This window comes from Streptomyces sp. CB01881 (assembly GCF_002953255.1).
Classification (GTDB): domain Bacteria; phylum Actinomycetota; class Actinomycetes; order Streptomycetales; family Streptomycetaceae; genus Kitasatospora.
Window position 1 is genome coordinate 5,589,158 of sequence record NZ_CP026498.1, and the last position, 15,074, is coordinate 5,604,231.

The following is a 15,074-nucleotide window of genomic DNA, read 5'->3' on the forward strand; positions in this document are numbered from 1 at the left end:
AGGTGATGACGCTGGGCGAAGCGGTAGCGCTCCGCCAGGGCCTTCACCTCGGCCTGGCGGGCCAGGATGCCGGCCGCCAGCGACGGCAGCTCCTTGGCGGCCGCGCCGTCGCCGCCGCGCAGGCCCTCCACCAGCAGGTAGAGCGCCAGCAGCTCGGCGGTGTAGGTCTTGGTGGCGGGCAGCGCCTTCTCCGGGCCGGCCAGCACGTCGATGTGGAACTCGGAGACCTCGGCCAGCGGCGACGCGGCGTTGTTGGTCACCGCCAGGGTGATGGCACCGGCCTCGCGGGCCGCCTTGGTGGAGGCCACCAGGTCCGGCGAGCCGCCGGACTGGCTGACGGTGATCACCAGCACGTCGGTGAGGTCCGGCTTGGCGCCGTACGCGGTGGTGGTCGACATCGAGGTCAGGCCGGCCGGCTTGCCGAGCAGGATCTCGATCAGGTACTTGGCGTAGAGCGCCGCGTTGTCGGACGTGCCACGCGCGGTCAGCAGGACGAAGCGCGGGTTGCGGGCGGCGATCTCGGCCGCGATCTCGAAGATCTTCGGGGCACCCTCGTCGAGGATGCGCTGGAGGACGGCCGGCTGCTCGGCCATCTCCGCCGCCATGATCCGGCCGGGGACGGGGACAGTCTGCGTGTCGGACATCTGGATGTGCCTCCGATGAGATGGTTCGACCCCACGCGGGCGGGGATGCCCGGCGGGGACCTCTACGGCGGCGAGTCCGCACACTCGCTGCGGTGATTCCTGCGGCAATCCTACGGGGGCGGTCCCCGTGGAGCACATTCGAGAGCCCCTCCCGGCGCTGCGGGAGGGGCCCCCGTCGGACGGTGGGGCCCGCGGCCCCGGATCAGCCCTGCTTGTTGATCAGCTGGTCGATCGCGGCGTCCGCCTCCTTGGCGGCCTGCTCCACGGGCTTGTTGTTCTTGAGGATGGCGGTCAGCATGTCGGGCAGGATCTTCTGCTTCTCGGTCTCGCCCCAGCCCGGCGCCAGCGGGGTGAACCAGGCGTCCGGCACCGCGTTGGCCGCGGCGGCCGTGGCCGGCTTGCTCTTCAGCGGGTTCAGCTGGGTCAGGTTGTTCGGCAGGATGTCCTTGTCGGCCAGCGCCTGCTCGGACTTGCCGCTGGTGAACATCCGGATCCAGTCGGCGGCCAGCGGGGCCACCTTCGACTTGGCGGTGACGGCGAGGTCCGAGCCGCCGATGAAGGTCGGCAGCGGCTTGCCACCGGGGCCGGGCATGGTCGCCACCTTGACGGCGTCCCTGAGGGTCGGGTCGCCGGTGACCGGTGCGGTCACGCTGGCCGCCTCGTAGCCGTTGCCGTAGAAGGCGCCGGCGTGCCCGCGGGCCATCGCCTCGTACTGGTTCAGCTCGTTCACCGCGAGGTCGCCCTTGTTGTACTTGCGCACCAGGTCGACGAAGTGGTTGAGCCCCTGCACGGACTTGGGGTCGCTGAGCGTGCCGTGCCAGTTGCCGCTGCTGTCAAAGCGGGCGATGGCGCCGCCGTACGCGGAGACGTAGCTCATCGCGGCGTACCAGAACGGGCCGGGCAGGTAGAGCGCCGAGTACGTCCTGTCGGACTTGTTCTTGTCGGCCAGCTTGTCCAGCGCCGTCCGCAGCTCGTCCTCGGTCTTGGGGAAGTCCGCGCTGCCGGTGGCCGCCTGGAAGGCGGCCGAGTTGTAGATGGCGACCCGGGCGCCCGCGTAGTACGGCACGCACCAGAGCTTGTCCTGGTAGGTGCAGGTGTTGGCGAGCGCCTTGATCCAGGCGTCGGAGTTCTCGAAGCTGCTCCGCTCCACCGGGGCGAGCGCGCCGGAGAGCACGTACTTCATGGTCTCGGTGTTGCCGAGCTCCACCACGTCCGGGGCGGTGCCCTCGGCGAGCGCCTTGTCCAGCCTGGTGACCTTGTCGGCCCAGCCCTGGTAGGAGAGCCTCAGGGTGACGTTCGGGTACTTGGCGGCGAACTCGTCGTTGACCCGCTGGACGAGGTCCGGCCAGTTCTTCTGGGCGTCCTCCATCAGCCAGACCGTCACCGTCCCGGCCGCCGACTTCGGGTCCACCGAGCCGGCCTTGCCGTCGGCCGACGGCGAGGCCGTCGAGGAACAGGCCGTCAGTCCGGCGGCCAGCGCCGTGATCCCGATTGTCGCCATGAGCTGACGCTTCTTCACGCCATCCTCCGAGGGTGCTAGAGCCTGGATGCCCGCCGGCAGCGCTGGCACCCGTCGGGAGTGGTCTCCGGAAAGGGGCGGCGAAGTGCTTCGGGAAGGGCCGATACCACATCCGGTGAGGTTTGAGTTCGAACCGGATGGGTGGAGCCTGGCCTAGACCACTGGCGGTGTCAACGCGAAATGGCCTACCGGCAAAGGACGTTGCAGACCCGTTGTACCGCGTGGCGATCAGTCGTGGCGCCATCACCCTAAGTGGAACTTAAGGCTGCCTTAAGGGCGATTTGAGGGAGCATCGACAGGTGGCGAAACCGCAGGTCAACGCGGGAAAGACGAAGCGGGCCCGCCATGCGACATGCGCATGACGGGCCCGCTCGTGGATGCCCTCCCGGCACCCGGGGTCACTGTCCGACAGTGGGTCAGCCGATCGCTCCCGACTGCCCGGTGAGCACCTCCACGGCCGCCAGACCGCAGACGCGGGCGGCACCGTGGGTGGCGATGTGCAGCGCGCCGACCGGCTCGGACTGCGGCAGGCCCATCTCGACCACCGCGGCGTCCGGCCGGGCCGCCACCAGACGGGACAGCGCGGCGGCCATCCACGCGTGCCGGTGCGCGTCCCGGACCACCAGCACCAGGCGGCGGCCCTCCGCCCCGGCCAGTACCCCGGCGACCAGCTCGTCCAGCTGCTCCGGGGCGGCGTCCTGCGGGCCCACCTCGCGGGTGCGGGTACCGGGGAAGCGGTCGGCCAGCATGCCGGCCACGCCCCACGGGGTCACGTCGCCGACGGCGATGTTGGGCTCGTCGGAGAACGAGGCCACGTACGGGCGTTCCGTCACCGGCAGCACCTCGCGACCCGGCGCCCGGACCACCCGCAGCGCGCGGCGGGCGGCCCGCAGGCCGACCGCGAGGTCCGGCTCCAGCCGCTCGCCCTGGGCCGCGATCCGGCCCCAGCTGCCGAGCGCGCGGACCCGGCTGGCGGCGTCCGCCAGCCGCTCCTCCGGCAGCCTGCCGGACTGCACGCCCGCCACGATGGCGTCGCGCAGCATCAGCACGGTCTCCTCGTCGGCCAGGCCGCCGCCGACGCAGATCGCGTCCGCGCCCGCCGCCAGGGCCAGCACGGTGCCCTCGCCCATCCCGAAGGTGTCGGCGATGGCGCCCATCTCGATGGCGTCGCTGACGATCAGGCCCTCGTAGCCCAGGCCGCCGTCGGCCGGGGCGGCGCGCAGCAGGTCGCGCAGCACCCGGGGGCTGAGCGTGGCCGGCAGCTCCGGGTCGAGCGCGGGGATCATGATGTGGGCCGTCATCACGGCCTTGGTCCCGGCGGCGATCGCGGCCTCGAACGGGATCAGGTCGCGGGCGCGCAGCACGTCCAGGTCGACGTCGATCACCGGCAGGCCGTGGTGCGAGTCGACGGCCGTGTCGCCGTGCCCGGGGAAGTGCTTGGAGCAGGCGGCCACGCCGGCCGACTGCAGGCCCTCCACCCAGGCGGCGGTGTGCCGGGCGCACAGCTCCGGGTCGGCGCCGAAGGAGCGGACGCCGATCACCGGGTTGCGCGGATTGGAGTTGACGTCCGCGGTGGGCGCCCAGTTGTAGTTGACGCCGGCCGCGGCCAGCGCGCGGCCCAGCTCGCGGGCGACGTCCCGGGTGAGCGCCGGGTCGTCGATCGCGCCGAGGGCGAAGTTGCCCGGCCAGGACGAGCCGGAGCCGGCCTCCAGGCGGGTGACGTCGCCGCTCTCCTCGTCGATCGCGATCAGGAGGTCCGGGTTCTCCTCCCGCAGCGCCTTGGTGAGGGCGGCGAGCTGGTCCAGGTCGGTGACGTTGCGGTCGAACAGGGCGACCGAGCCGAGCCCGGCCGCCAGGTGGCGGCGGACCCACTCCGGCGGCTCGGTGCCGACGAAGCCGGGCTGGAGGACGGTCAGCGCGTCACGGTGCAGCTGGTCACTGGCGGGCAGAGTGGGGATGAGGATGCTCACGTGGGATCAGCCCTTCACTGCACCGTCGGTCAAGCCGCCGACGGCCTTGCGCTGGAGGAACACGAACAGGACCAGGATCGGGATCGCGAAGAGCGACGACGCCGCCATGGTGGCGCCCCAGTCGGTGCCGAAGTTGGTCTGGAAGGAGGAGAGCCAGAGGGGAAGGGTCTGCGCCGAGTCCTTCTTGCTCAGCATGTTCACCAGCGGGAACTCGTTCCACGCGGTGATGAAGCCGAACAGCGAGGTCGACATCAGGCCGGGGGCGAGCAGCGGGAAGATCACCTTCATGAAGGCCTGGGCCCGGGTGCAGCCGTCGACCATCGCCGACTCCTCCAGCTCCTTCGGCACCGCGGCGATGAAGCCGCGCAGCGTCCAGATGGTGAAGGGCAGGACCATCATCATGTACAGCGCGGTCAGCGGGACCAGGCTGTTCAGCATGTCGTTGTCGCGCACGATCAGGTAGGCCGCGATGACCATCACCTCCCAGGGCGCCATCTGGGCGGCCATGACCACCAGGACGAAGCCCTTGCGGCCGCGGAAGCGCATCCGCGCGATCGCGAAGGAGGCCAGGGTGGCGATCGCCAGCGAGATCAGCACCGCGCCGACGGTGACGATGAGGCTGTTGGTGACGTACGTCCAGAAGTGCGGGACCTTCACGGCCCGGTCGAAGTGCGCCAGGGTGCCGTCGAGCGGCAGGAAGACCGGCGTCCGGCTGATGATGTCCTTGTCCTGCTTGAAGGCGGTCGCGAACATCCAGTAGACGGGGAACAGGAAGAAGACGAAGAGGACGACCGCGATCGCGTTCGGCCAGGTGCGTCCGATGAGCGAGCGCCTCACAGCTCGTCCTCCTGCTTCAGAATGATGCGGAAGTAGTACGCCATCAGCGCCCCCAGCATCAGGATGGTGAGTACCGCGATCGCGGAGCCGGCCCCGAAGCGCTGGGCGCCGATGCCCTCCAGGAAGGCGTGGACCGGAAGAGTGCGGGTGAGGCCGTCCGGGCCGCCCTTGTTGATCAGGTAGACCTGGGTGAAGGCCTTGAAGACCCAGATGACCTCAAGGAAGGTCGTGGCCAGGAAGAACGGCTTCATGATCGGGAAGATCACCGCGCCGAAGATCTTGGTGGAGCCGGCGCCGTCCATCCGGGCCGCCTCGTAGAGCTCCTTCGGGATCGTGGTCAGGCCCGCGTACATGTTGAACGCCACGAACGGGACCGACTGCCAGACGATCAGCAGGATGATCACGAAGAAGGTCGAGTACTGGCCGCTGGTCCAGTTGAAGTGGGCCATCGAGTGCCAGCCCAGCTGGTCCAGGAACCAGTTGACGACGCCGAAGTTCTGGTCGAAGAGCCACTGGTAGACGGTGGTCGCGGCGACCACCGGCATGGCCCAGGCCAGGATCAGCGAGATCGACAGCATCAGCCGCATCCGCTTGCCCAGGCGTTCGAGCAGCAGGCCGATCAGCGAGCCGATCACCATGATCAGCACGACGTTGACCACGGTGAAGACCACCGTGCGCAGGGTGATCGTCCAGAACTCGGAGTTGCCGAGCTGGTCGGTGTAGTTCTCGAACCCGTTCCACTCGGTCAGGTGCTGGATGAACTGCCGCTTGTTGAGGTTCTGGAACGAGACCACAACCGTCTTCAGCAGCGGCCAGCCCAGCAGCACGAGTGTCGCGGCGATGGCCGGCAGCAGCAGCAGGTACGGCGTGGACCTGGCCGCCAGGCCGGGGCCGTCCGCTCGTCTGCCGCTCTTCTTCGGGGCGCCGGCGCCGACGCCGGTGATCTCCTCGGTCATGGCCACGGCGGCCTTCCCTGATTCCGGGGACTGTGTCTGCACCCGCTCCGAATGCACAGCCATCGTTCTCTCTTCCTGACAACCGACCACGACGGACAGGCGTCGCTCACCGGCTCCCCGCCGGGAGTCGGTGAGCGACGCCGCTCAACTGCCTACTGCTTCTGGTTGAGACGCTTCGCGATCTCGTCGTCGGCCTTCTTGGCCGCCGCGGCGTAGTCGCCGGTCAGGGCGGAGGTCAGGAAGTCCTTGATCGGGTTGGGCTCGTTCTCGACGTTGGTCCAGGTCGGGACGTTCGGGGTGACCGCACCGTTGGCGGAGGCCGGCAGGGCCGCCTTGGCGAAGTCGCCGGTGACCTTGCTGTTCAGCGCGGTCTTGTTCGGGATCGAGCCGGACGAGGCGACCAGGCCCTCGTTCTTCTCGTTCATGGCGATCTTCAGGAAGCCCTTGGCGAGCTCCGGGTTCTTGCTCTGCTGGGCGATGGCCAGGTTCGAGCCGCCCAGGAAGACGCCGCTCGGCTTGTCGGCGGTCTTGCCGGGGAGCGGGAAGAAGCCGATCTTCTCGGGGGCCAGCTCCTCGGGCTTCGGGAGCTCCCAGCCGAGGCCGATGATGGTGCCGATGTCACCCTTGGCGAAGACGTCCTTCTGCTGCGGGGTGGCCTCGTCCTTGTCCTTCGGGGCGGTGGCCGAGTAGCTCTGCAGCTTCTTGTAGGTCTCGAAGGCCTTCTGCGCCTCGGGGGAGGACAGGCCGCCCGCCCACTTGTCGCCGTCCTTCTTGGCGAGCTTGCCGCCCTCGCTGGTCAGCAGGCCGAAGTAGGCGTACCACTCCTGGCCGGGCATGTAGAGCGCGTCCTTGACGCCCGCGACGGCCTTGACCTTGTCCAGGTCGGCGTAGAACTCGTCCAGCGTCTTCGGCGGGGTGGTGATGCCGGCCTTGGTCCAGACGTCCTTGTTGTACGTGACCACGCGGTTGGTGAAGTACCACGGGGCGGCGTACTGCTTGCCCTCGAAGATCGAGGACTCGTTCAGGTTGGCGGCCCAGTCGGCGCCACCGAGGTCGTTCTTGTCCTTGGTGATGTCCAGCAGGCCACCGGTGGCCGCGTAACCCGAGGTCTGGGTGTTGCCGATCTCCAGGACGTCGACCGAGCCCTCGGACAGGGCGGCGGTGACCTTCTGGCCGATGCCGTTCCACTTCTGGGTCTGGATGTCGAGCTTGGCACCCGGGTACGCGGTGGCGAAGTCGGCCTTGACGCTGTCCTCCCAGCCCTTGGGGGCGGAGCCGTCCATCAGCCAGACGGTCAGGGTCTTGCCGTTGTAGTCCTTGGCTGCAGCAGAGGTCGAGCCGCTGGCGTCGTTGTCCTTCTTGCCGTCCGAGCCACAGGCCGCCAGGCCGACGACCATTGCTGCGACGCCGACCGCCGCGATGAGCTGACGCTTCACGCCATCCTCCTGAGGGATGCCTGGGTTACCCCCGTCGGGTGGCAGCGGCAGACCCACGTAAAGCGGGAGGAAAGGCGCCGCGGACCCCAGCGAACGGGTGGGGGGATTCATAGTGACCGGCCTAGTGGTGTAGACCAGATGCCTGGAGCTTGGCCTAGACCAATGGGCCTGTCAACGGCTGTTCAAGCGATCTGGACCACCCGTTATCAAGCCGACACCGCACATCGTTCATCGCGTGATGAGGTATTCGTTCCGTAGCCATACATGCAACGATGTGAGCTGTTAACGATGTGGCGCGACCCTCAAGGGCCGCGCGAGAAGCGGGAGACAGGTCCGATGAGCAGCGACGGGGGCAGCACGGCCCAGGTCAACGACCCCCAGGTGAAGAACCTCCCGACGCAGGCCGGCGCAGACCCGACCGCGCGGGTGCCGAAGTACTACGGCCTCAAGCGCCACCTCCTCCAGCTCACGGAGACCCAGCCCGCCGGCACCCCCGTCCCGCCCGAGAGGGCGCTCGCCGCGCAGTTCGACACCTCGCGCACCACCGTCCGCCAGGCCCTCCAGGAACTGGTGGTCGAGGGCCGGCTGGAGCGCATCCAGGGCAAGGGCACCTTCGTCGCCAAGCCCAAGGTCGCCCAGGCCCTCCAGCTGACCTCCTACACCGAGGACATGCGCGCCCAGGGCCTGGAGCCCACCTCCCGGCTGATCGAGATCGGCTACATCACCGCCGACGACCGGCTCGCCCCGCTGCTGGACATCAAGCCCGGCGGCCGCGTGCTGCGGATCGAACGCCTCCGGCTGGCCAACGGCGACCCGATGGCCATCGAGGTCGCCCACCTCTCCGCCAAGCGCTTCCCCGCCCTGCGCCGCAACCTGGCCAAGCACAACTCCCTCTACACCGCCCTGCGCGAGGTCTACGGCGTCACCGTCGCCGAGGCCGAGGAGACCATCGAGACCACCCTCGCCACCCCGCGCGAGGCCGGCCTGCTCGGCTCCGACCTCGGGCTGCCGATGCTCCAGCTCGCCCGGCACTCCTTCGACGCCGACGGCGCCCCGGTCGAGTGGGTCCGCTCCATCTACCGCGGCGACCGCTACAAGTTCATCACCCGCCTCAAGCGCCCCGAGTAGGGCGGCCACTCCCCCGAGTGCCCCACGGGCACCGGCGTACGCGGGCGCGTGCGCCGGTGCCCGTTCGCGTCCGGCCCGGGTGCGGGCGTCCGGATAGCGGGAAGTTCTGTCATTTCCGGTGACACAGATCACTTCATGCTCTAGATTTCGCGACCGTACTGACTGCTGATCACCACCGGTGCTGCTCGGCGGGCTCACGGGGGTTGTGCGGCTCCTCTGGGTTGCGGCCCCAGGGGGTGAGCCCTCCGAGCGGAGCCGATACATGTCGTCAGACCTCGAACCCAACGAACCTGTCATGCCCGAGCCACCGGACCCCGCGTCCGTTCCCGCCGTGACACCGGAACGGGTGCTGGCCGGGCTCGCCCTCCTCGTGCCGATCGTCGCGATGCTCTGGATGTCCTCCTACGACAAGACCGACCCCGAGGCCGGCGGGGTGCCGTTCTTCTACTGGTACCAGCTGCTCTGGGTGCCGGTGTCGGCCGTCTTCACGGTGGCCGCCTACCTGCTGATCACCCGGGACGAGAAGGCCCGCAAGGCCGTCCGGACGACCGGGGGCGCGCGATGAGCGGTGTCAACGTCCCGGCCCTGACGGTGTTCGTGCTCTTCTTCGTCCTGGTCACCGTGATGGGCTTCCTCGCCTCGCGCTGGCGCCGGGCCGACGACGCCCAGCACCTGGACGAGTGGGGCCTCGGCGGCCGCAGCTTCGGGACCTGGATCACCTGGTTCCTGCTCGGCGGCGACCTCTACACCGCGTACACCTTCGTGGCCGTCCCGGCCGCCGTGTACGCGACCGGCGCGGCCGGCTTCTTCGCGGTGCCGTACACGATCATCGCCTACCCGCTGGTCTTCCTCTTCCTGCCCCGGCTCTGGTCGGTCTCCCGGGTGCACGGCTACGTCACCCCGGCCGACTTCGTGCGCGGGCGGTACGGCTCCAAGCCGCTCGCGCTGGTGGTCGCGCTCACCGGCATCCTCGCCACCATGCCGTACATCGCGCTCCAGCTGGTCGGCATCCAGGCGGTGCTGGACGTGCTGGGCGTCGGCGGCGGCGAGAACGCCAACTGGTTCGTCAAGGACCTGCCGCTGTTCATCGCCTTCGGCGTGCTGGCCGCGTACACCTACTCGTCCGGCCTGCGGGCCCCGGCGCTGATCGCCTTCGTCAAGGACACGCTCATCTACATCGTGATCATCGTCGCGGTGATCTACATCCCGATGCGGCTCGGCGGCTACGGCCACATCTTCGACGCGGTCGGCCAGAAGTTCAGCGCGCCCAAGGCGGCGGGCTCGCTGACCGTGCCGGAGAACAAGCAGTGGACGTACGCCACGCTGGCGCTCGGCTCGGCGATGGCGCTCTTCATGTACCCGCACTCGGTGACCGGCGTGCTGGCCTCGAAGTCCCGCAACACGGTGCGCCGCAACATGGCGATCATGCCCGCGTACTCGCTGATGCTGGGCCTGCTGGCACTGCTCGGCTTCATGGCGATCGCGGCCGGCATCGGCAAGGGCGACAAGAAGTTCAACGCCCAGCTGTCCGTCCCGCAGCTGTTCGAGAACATGTTCCCGGACTGGTTCACCGGCGTGGCCTTCGCGGCGATCGGGATCGGCGCGCTGGTGCCGGCCGCCATCATGTCGATCGCCGCGGCCAACCTGTTCACCCGCAACGTCTACAAGGAGTTCCTGAAGCCGTCCGCCACCCCGGCCGACGAGACCAGGGTCGCCAAGCTCGCCTCGCTGCTGGTGAAGGTCGGCGCGCTGGCCTTCGTGATGACCATGGACAAGCAGGCCGCGATCAACCTCCAGCTGCTGGGCGGCCTCTGGATCCTGCAGACCTTCGTCTCCATCGTCGGCGGCCTGTTCACCCGCTGGTTCCACCACTGGGCGCTGTTCGCCGGCTGGGCGGTCGGCATGATCTACGGCACCTGGGAGGCGTACGACATCGCCAGCCCCGCCACCAAGCACTTCGGCGGCAACGCGGCCGAGATCCCCGGCATCGGCGAGCTGGGCTACATCGGCCTGACCGCCTTCGTGCTCAACCTGGCGGTCTCGGTGGTCCTCACGCTGGCGCTGAAGGCCCTCAAGGCCCCGGAGAGCCCGGACGAGACCCGGCCCGGCGACTACAGCGCCGAAACCGGCGACGAAGAGCTGAAGAACGCGCCGGAGCCCGTGGCGGCGCACTGATTCCCCCTGCGCGCGCCCTGTGACCGCGCCGTCTCCTCCGTGAACACTGGAGGAGGCGGCGCGATCATATGTATGAACGGCCGCACGTGCAGGGAACCACCGGACCGGGCCGGCAGCCGGCCGGCACCGACCGAACCCACGGATCGACCCACGGGGAGCAGCGTCGATGGCAGAACTCGGCACCACACTCAACGGCCAGCACCAGCCCGCCCACGCGCCCGGCACACCGCCCGCCGCACCGCCCGCCGACGCGGCGCCGGCCATCCGGCTGCCGTCCGTGCTGATCGCCACCCGGCACGGCGAGTCCACCGCCAACGTGGAGTTCCAGCTGGCCGAGGCGTCCGGCGCGCTGAGCGTCCCGATCAGCTGCCGGGACGCCGACATCCCGCTCTCGCTGCACGGCCGGCAGCAGGCCCAGGCCCTCGGCCGCTGGTGGGCCGGCCTGCCCAGCGCCGACCGGCCGCGCAGCGTCTGGTGCTCGCCGTACGTGCGCACCGCCGAGACCGCGCGGATCGCCCTCGCCCAGGCGGCCGGGCTCGGCGCCGTACCGGTCTCGCTGGCCGTCCGCCACGACGAGCGGCTGCGCGACCGCGAGCTGGGCGTCCTGGAGATGCTGCCCCGGGCCGCGATCGAGGCCAAGCACCCGGAGGAGGCCGCCAGACGCCGCAAAATGGGCGAGCTGTACTACCGCCCGCCCGGCGGCGAGTCCTGGGCGGACGTGGCGCTGCGGGTGCGCAGCCTGCTCCGCGACCTCTGCGCCGAGGAGGCCGGCCGGCCCGTCCTGGTGGTCGCACACGACTGCACGGTGCTGATGCTCCGCTACGCGCTGGACCGGCTCACCGAGGAGCAGCTGACCGCGCTGGAGCCGGTGCAGAACTGCTCCACCAGCCTCTGGCGCGCCGAGGGCGGACGGCTGCGGCCGGCGCACTGGAACGAGACCGGGCATCTGGCCGTCGGCTGACCCGCACCGGGCCGGCCGGCGGCTGCCCGGCCGGCCCGCGCTCCCCGGCGGACGGCCCGCCCGTGCGGCGGCCCCGTCGGCCTATCAGCCCGTCGGCCCCGTCGGCCCGTCAGCCCGCCATCGGCTCGGCGAAGCAGCGACGGTAGGCCAGCGGGGTCGTCCCCAGCCGGCGGCCGAAGTGGTGGCGCAGCGTCGCCGCGTTGCCGAAGCCGCAGCGGGCGGCGATCGCGTCCACCGGCTCGGCGGTGGACTCCAGCAGCCGCTGGGCGAGCAGCAGCCGCTGCCCGATCAGCCAGCGGTGCGGCGTCGTCCCCGTCTCCTGCTGGAACCGGCGGGCGAAGGTGCGCGGCGACATGTGGGCCCGGGCGGCCAGCTGCTCGACGGTGGACTCCTCGTCCAGGTGGTGGCGCATCCAGTCCAGCAGCGGGGCGAGCGACTCGCCGGTCCCCTCCGGCAGCGGGCGGGCGACGAACTGCGCCTGCCCGCCCTCCCGGTGCGGGGCCACCACCATCCGGCGGGCGATCCCCCGGGCCACCTCCGCGCCCTGCAGCCTGCGCACCAGGTGCAGGCAGGCGTCGATGCCGGCAGCCGTGCCGGCCGAGGTGATCACCGGGTCGTCGTCCACGTAGAGCACGTCGGGCTCGACGGTGGTCCGGGGGAAGCGCGCGGCCAGCTCGGCGGTGTGGCGCCAGTGCGTGGTGGAGCGGCGGCCGTCCAGCAGCCCGGCGGCGCCGAGGACGAAGGCGCCGCTGCAGATGGAGAGCGCCCGGGCGCCGCGGTCCACGGCCGCGCGGACGGCGTCCACCAGCGGCGCCGGGAACTCCTGGAGCGCCCCGACCGCCGTGACCACCACCAGGTCGGCCTCGGCGAGGCGCTCCGGGCCGTACGGGACGTCGACGGAGAAACCGGCGTGCGTGCGGTGCAGGCCCGGGCGGGCCCCGGCGAGGGCGAAGTCGTAGCCGGGCAGGCCGTCGGCGGTCCGGTCCAGGCCGAACACCTCGCTGGCCACCCCGAGTTCGAAGGGGTGGACCTCCTCCAGCACCACCGCGACCACGTTCTTGAGCATGCCGCCCAGCATGCCCCCGCGAGCGGGCCGGGGGAAGGGCCGCGGTGGCAGTATTTCGATGCGATCGGGCATTCCTGCCACTCGTGGCCGTCCGGCGGCGCCGGGAGAGTGGAGCCATGGACTCCGACACTCTCGCGAGCGCGCTCGCCCTCGCCGGCATCGTCGGCGGCTTCGGACTGCTCGGCACCCTGATCGGGCGGGACGTGGCCCGGGGCGCCGCCAACGGCCGCGACAACTGGCACCGGCCCGGCGGCCACCCGGCCGACCCGGCCCTGCCCGACCGGCTCTACGGCACGATGCCCGCCGCCTCGCTCCGCCCGTCCGCGGACCCGGCCACCGCGCCGCGCACCGCCGCCCCGCACGCCGGCGCCGCTGCCCCGATGCCGTCCGCTTCCGGCGGCTCCGCCACACTTGCCGCATGGACATCGTCATCCGCCGGGCCGTCGAGGCCGATCTCGAAGCAGTCGGAGCCGTCACCCACGAGGCCTTCGTCGGCGACGGTCACAGCCCCGCCGACGGTCCCTACGCCGCGCAGCTCGTCGACGCCCGCCCCCGCTTCGAGCAGGCCGAACTCCTCGTCGCGACCGACCCGGCCGGCGGACCGCTGCTCGGCTGCGTGACCTTCGCGGTCGGCGGGACGGCCTTCGCCGACATAGCGCGGCCGCACGAGGGCGAGATCCGGATGCTCGCGGTCGGCGGCGCGGCCCGGGGCCGGGGGGTCGGTGAGGCGCTGGTCCGGGCCTCCATCGCGCGCAGCCGGGAGCTGGGCCTGGAGGGGATGGCGTTCTCCACCCGGCCGTCGATGACCTCCGCGCACCGGCTCTACGAGCGGCTGGGCTTCCGGCGGACGCCGGAGCGCGACTGGGAGGTGCGCCCCGGCGTCCCGCTGCTGGTCTACACGATGACGTTGTGAACGGTGCCGCCCCGGCCGACGCCCCGGACGACGATGCTCTGAACGACGACGCCCCCTCGACGCGCTCCCGAGCGTGACCGGTCCCCCTGCCCCGGGATGAATCTGACGGTCTGCAGCCTGCCGTTCCGACCCCCGCTTACCAGCGGCGCCTCCGGCCCGCAAGCTCGGTGTCGGCCGGAAATGACCAGTTGATCGGGACGCTGCTAGGATCCGCCGCATGACGACGGGGAGTACGCCAAGCGGATGGTATGACGACCCTTCCGGGCAGCTCAATACGCTGCGCTGGTGGGACGGTTCGACCTGGACCGACAGGACCCAGGTCAAGCCCGGGGGTGCGGCCGCGACCCCGGCGCCCCCCGCGGGGGCCTTCCCGAGCCATGCCGCCCAGAACGCCGCCGCACCGACGGCCGTCACACCCGCGATGCCGGCCCAGCAGTCCGGCCCGGCCGCGACCGCGCCGCCGTCCTCGCTCGCCACGACGGTCCCGCAGACTCCCCTCGCCAGCACGACCCCGCAGCCCTTCACGCCGACCTCGGTGGTCTTCGAGACCGTCGAGCCGAACACCACCAAGCGCAAGGTGCTCCTGAGCGTCGGCGCCGTCGTGCTCTCCCTCGTCATGGCCGGGGCCGGCTACGTCGTGGGCGCCAAGACCGGCAAGTCGGACTCGCCGAAGGCCGGCCCGACCGCGACCCCGGCCGTGACGGGCGGCGATCCCAAGAGCCCGAACGGGTTCATGGGCACCGCGCTGACCGGTGGGCAGCAGCTCGCGGGCGGCCGGCAGGTCACCGGCCAGGACTCGAAGATGAACTTCATGCTGCCACCCGAGTGGCAGGTCCAGGTCGACGCCAAGGCCCCGAACGAGGTCCGGTACGCGATCAACCCCTACGCCTGCGTGGGTCACGGCAACGGGGCGTGCACCCGCGGTCTGGTCATCCAGAACCTCCGGGTGTTCAACGGCGGCTGGTCCGACCCGAAGTCCCTGGTGCTCGGCATGGGGCAGCTTCTGTACACCGCCCGCTACGGCGCCGAGCCGCCGAGCCCGCCGGAGCCGGTGAAGCAGTCGGCCGTCAAGATCCAGGGCCTGGACGGCTACCTCGCCCTCTGGCACGTACCGATGTCCAGCAATGCGTCCACGCCGGACAGCTACTGCGGCATCCTGGAGGTCACCCCGGCAGCGGGGGCCACCACCGTGCCGGTGCTGCAGATCTGCCTGGACCAGGCACCGGAGGCACCGGCACTCGCCCTGATGGACCAGATCGCCAACTCCGTCAAGCTCAACTCCTGACAGCCCGCCACGCCCCGCCGCCCGACCGGACGGCGGGGTGTGAGGCGTGCCCGCGGCCCTTGGGACCCGACTGGGGACCGGTCGGCCGCCCAACGTATGCTCTCTGCTGGCCGATTGTCAGGCCCGGCCCCGATACCAGCATCCCGCGATCCCACCGCTTCGGCGCGCGGTCGGCTGGCGCCCG

At 70.9% G+C, this 15,074-nt stretch carries 13 protein-coding genes; 6 read left to right on the top strand and 7 right to left on the bottom strand.

The annotated features are described in order from the left end of the window. The 6 genes from C2142_RS39780 to C2142_RS14185 all read right to left on the bottom strand — a co-directional run. Window positions 1–644, bottom strand: a 644-nt coding sequence (locus C2142_RS39780) for an SIS domain-containing protein (RefSeq protein WP_346766435.1), incomplete at its 3' end; no start/stop codon positions are given. A 202-nt stretch (window positions 645–846) separates the two neighbouring features. Then, window positions 847–2,145, bottom strand: coding sequence for an extracellular solute-binding protein (locus tag C2142_RS14165; protein WP_148644775.1), 1,299 nt, complete (start codon window positions 2,143–2,145; stop codon window positions 847–849). Window positions 2,146–2,579: 434 nt separating this feature from the next. Further along, entirely contained in the window at window positions 2,580–4,133 is a 1,554-nt protein-coding gene (locus tag C2142_RS14170; protein ID WP_148642971.1) for a glycoside hydrolase family 3 protein, read from the bottom strand. 6 nt (window positions 4,134–4,139) lie between these two features. Next, entirely contained in the window at window positions 4,140–4,970 is an 831-nt protein-coding gene (locus C2142_RS14175) for a carbohydrate ABC transporter permease (protein WP_148642972.1), read from the bottom strand. Next, window positions 4,967–5,926, bottom strand: coding sequence for a sugar ABC transporter permease (locus C2142_RS14180; RefSeq protein ID WP_241003190.1), 960 nt, complete (start codon window positions 5,924–5,926; stop codon window positions 4,967–4,969). Before C2142_RS14180 ends, C2142_RS14175 begins: the two co-directional genes overlap by 4 nt. A 152-nt stretch (window positions 5,927–6,078) precedes the next feature. Next, complete coding sequence (locus C2142_RS14185) at window positions 6,079–7,362, bottom strand: extracellular solute-binding protein (RefSeq protein ID WP_148642974.1); 1,284 nt, start codon at window positions 7,360–7,362, stop codon at window positions 6,079–6,081. Between the two features lie 336 nt (window positions 7,363–7,698). On the opposite strand from C2142_RS14185, the gene C2142_RS14190 reads away from it, so the two are divergent. The 4 genes from C2142_RS14190 (at window position 7,699) to C2142_RS14205 (ending at window position 11,626) form a co-directional block, all read left to right on the top strand. Then, window positions 7,699–8,490 (top strand): GntR family transcriptional regulator, encoded by a 792-nt coding sequence (locus C2142_RS14190; RefSeq protein ID WP_241002571.1) that lies wholly within the window; start codon window positions 7,699–7,701, stop codon window positions 8,488–8,490. A gap of 295 nt (window positions 8,491–8,785) precedes the next feature. Then, window positions 8,786–9,055 (top strand): DUF3311 domain-containing protein, encoded by a 270-nt coding sequence (locus C2142_RS14195; RefSeq protein ID WP_148642975.1) that lies wholly within the window; start codon window positions 8,786–8,788, stop codon window positions 9,053–9,055. Next, a complete protein-coding gene (locus tag C2142_RS14200; protein WP_148642976.1) occupies window positions 9,052–10,665 on the top strand; it encodes a sodium:solute symporter in 1,614 nt (537 codons plus the stop codon). Before C2142_RS14195 ends, C2142_RS14200 begins: the two co-directional genes overlap by 4 nt. Window positions 10,666–10,831: 166 nt before the next feature. Beyond that, on the top strand, window positions 10,832–11,626 hold the full coding sequence (locus C2142_RS14205) for a histidine phosphatase family protein (protein ID WP_148642977.1): 795 nt from the start codon (window positions 10,832–10,834) through the stop codon (window positions 11,624–11,626). Window positions 11,627–11,735: 109 nt separating this feature from the next. Here the strand turns inward: C2142_RS14205 and C2142_RS14210 are convergent, their stop codons facing one another. Further along, window positions 11,736–12,692, bottom strand: coding sequence for a helix-turn-helix domain-containing protein (locus tag C2142_RS14210; RefSeq protein ID WP_148642978.1), 957 nt, complete (start codon window positions 12,690–12,692; stop codon window positions 11,736–11,738). Window positions 12,693–13,110: 418 nt separating this feature from the next. Here C2142_RS14210 and C2142_RS14215 point away from each other — a divergent pair, with 418 nt between their 5' ends. Both C2142_RS14215 and C2142_RS14220 read left to right on the top strand, forming a co-directional pair. Continuing rightward, window positions 13,111–13,605 (top strand): GNAT family N-acetyltransferase, encoded by a 495-nt coding sequence (locus C2142_RS14215; RefSeq protein WP_148642979.1) that lies wholly within the window; start codon window positions 13,111–13,113, stop codon window positions 13,603–13,605. A gap of 217 nt (window positions 13,606–13,822) precedes the next feature. After that, a complete protein-coding gene (locus tag C2142_RS14220) occupies window positions 13,823–14,890 on the top strand; it encodes a DUF2510 domain-containing protein (protein WP_148642980.1) in 1,068 nt (355 codons plus the stop codon). Window positions 14,891–15,074 lie beyond the last annotated feature (184 nt).

Excerpts from the sequence above, each read along its gene's own strand:
- C2142_RS14180 (WP_241003190.1), bottom strand. The coding sequence starts at position 5,926 with ATGACCGAGGAGATCACCGGCGTCGGCGCCGGCGCCCCGAAGAAGAGC.
- C2142_RS14200 (WP_148642976.1), top strand. The coding sequence starts at position 9,052 with ATGAGCGGTGTCAACGTCCCGGCCCTGACGGTGTTCGTGCTCTTCTTC.
- C2142_RS14210 (WP_148642978.1), bottom strand. The coding sequence starts at position 12,692 with ATGCTCAAGAACGTGGTCGCGGTGGTGCTGGAGGAGGTCCACCCCTTC.
- C2142_RS14165 (WP_148644775.1), bottom strand. The coding sequence starts at position 2,145 with ATGGCGACAATCGGGATCACGGCGCTGGCCGCCGGACTGACGGCCTGT.
- C2142_RS14190 (WP_241002571.1), top strand. The coding sequence starts at position 7,699 with ATGAGCAGCGACGGGGGCAGCACGGCCCAGGTCAACGACCCCCAGGTG.
- C2142_RS14205 (WP_148642977.1), top strand. The coding sequence starts at position 10,832 with ATGGCAGAACTCGGCACCACACTCAACGGCCAGCACCAGCCCGCCCAC.
- C2142_RS14195 (WP_148642975.1), top strand. The coding sequence starts at position 8,786 with ATGCCCGAGCCACCGGACCCCGCGTCCGTTCCCGCCGTGACACCGGAA.
- C2142_RS14215 (WP_148642979.1), top strand. The coding sequence starts at position 13,111 with ATGGACATCGTCATCCGCCGGGCCGTCGAGGCCGATCTCGAAGCAGTC.
- C2142_RS14220 (WP_148642980.1), top strand. The coding sequence starts at position 13,823 with ATGACGACGGGGAGTACGCCAAGCGGATGGTATGACGACCCTTCCGGG.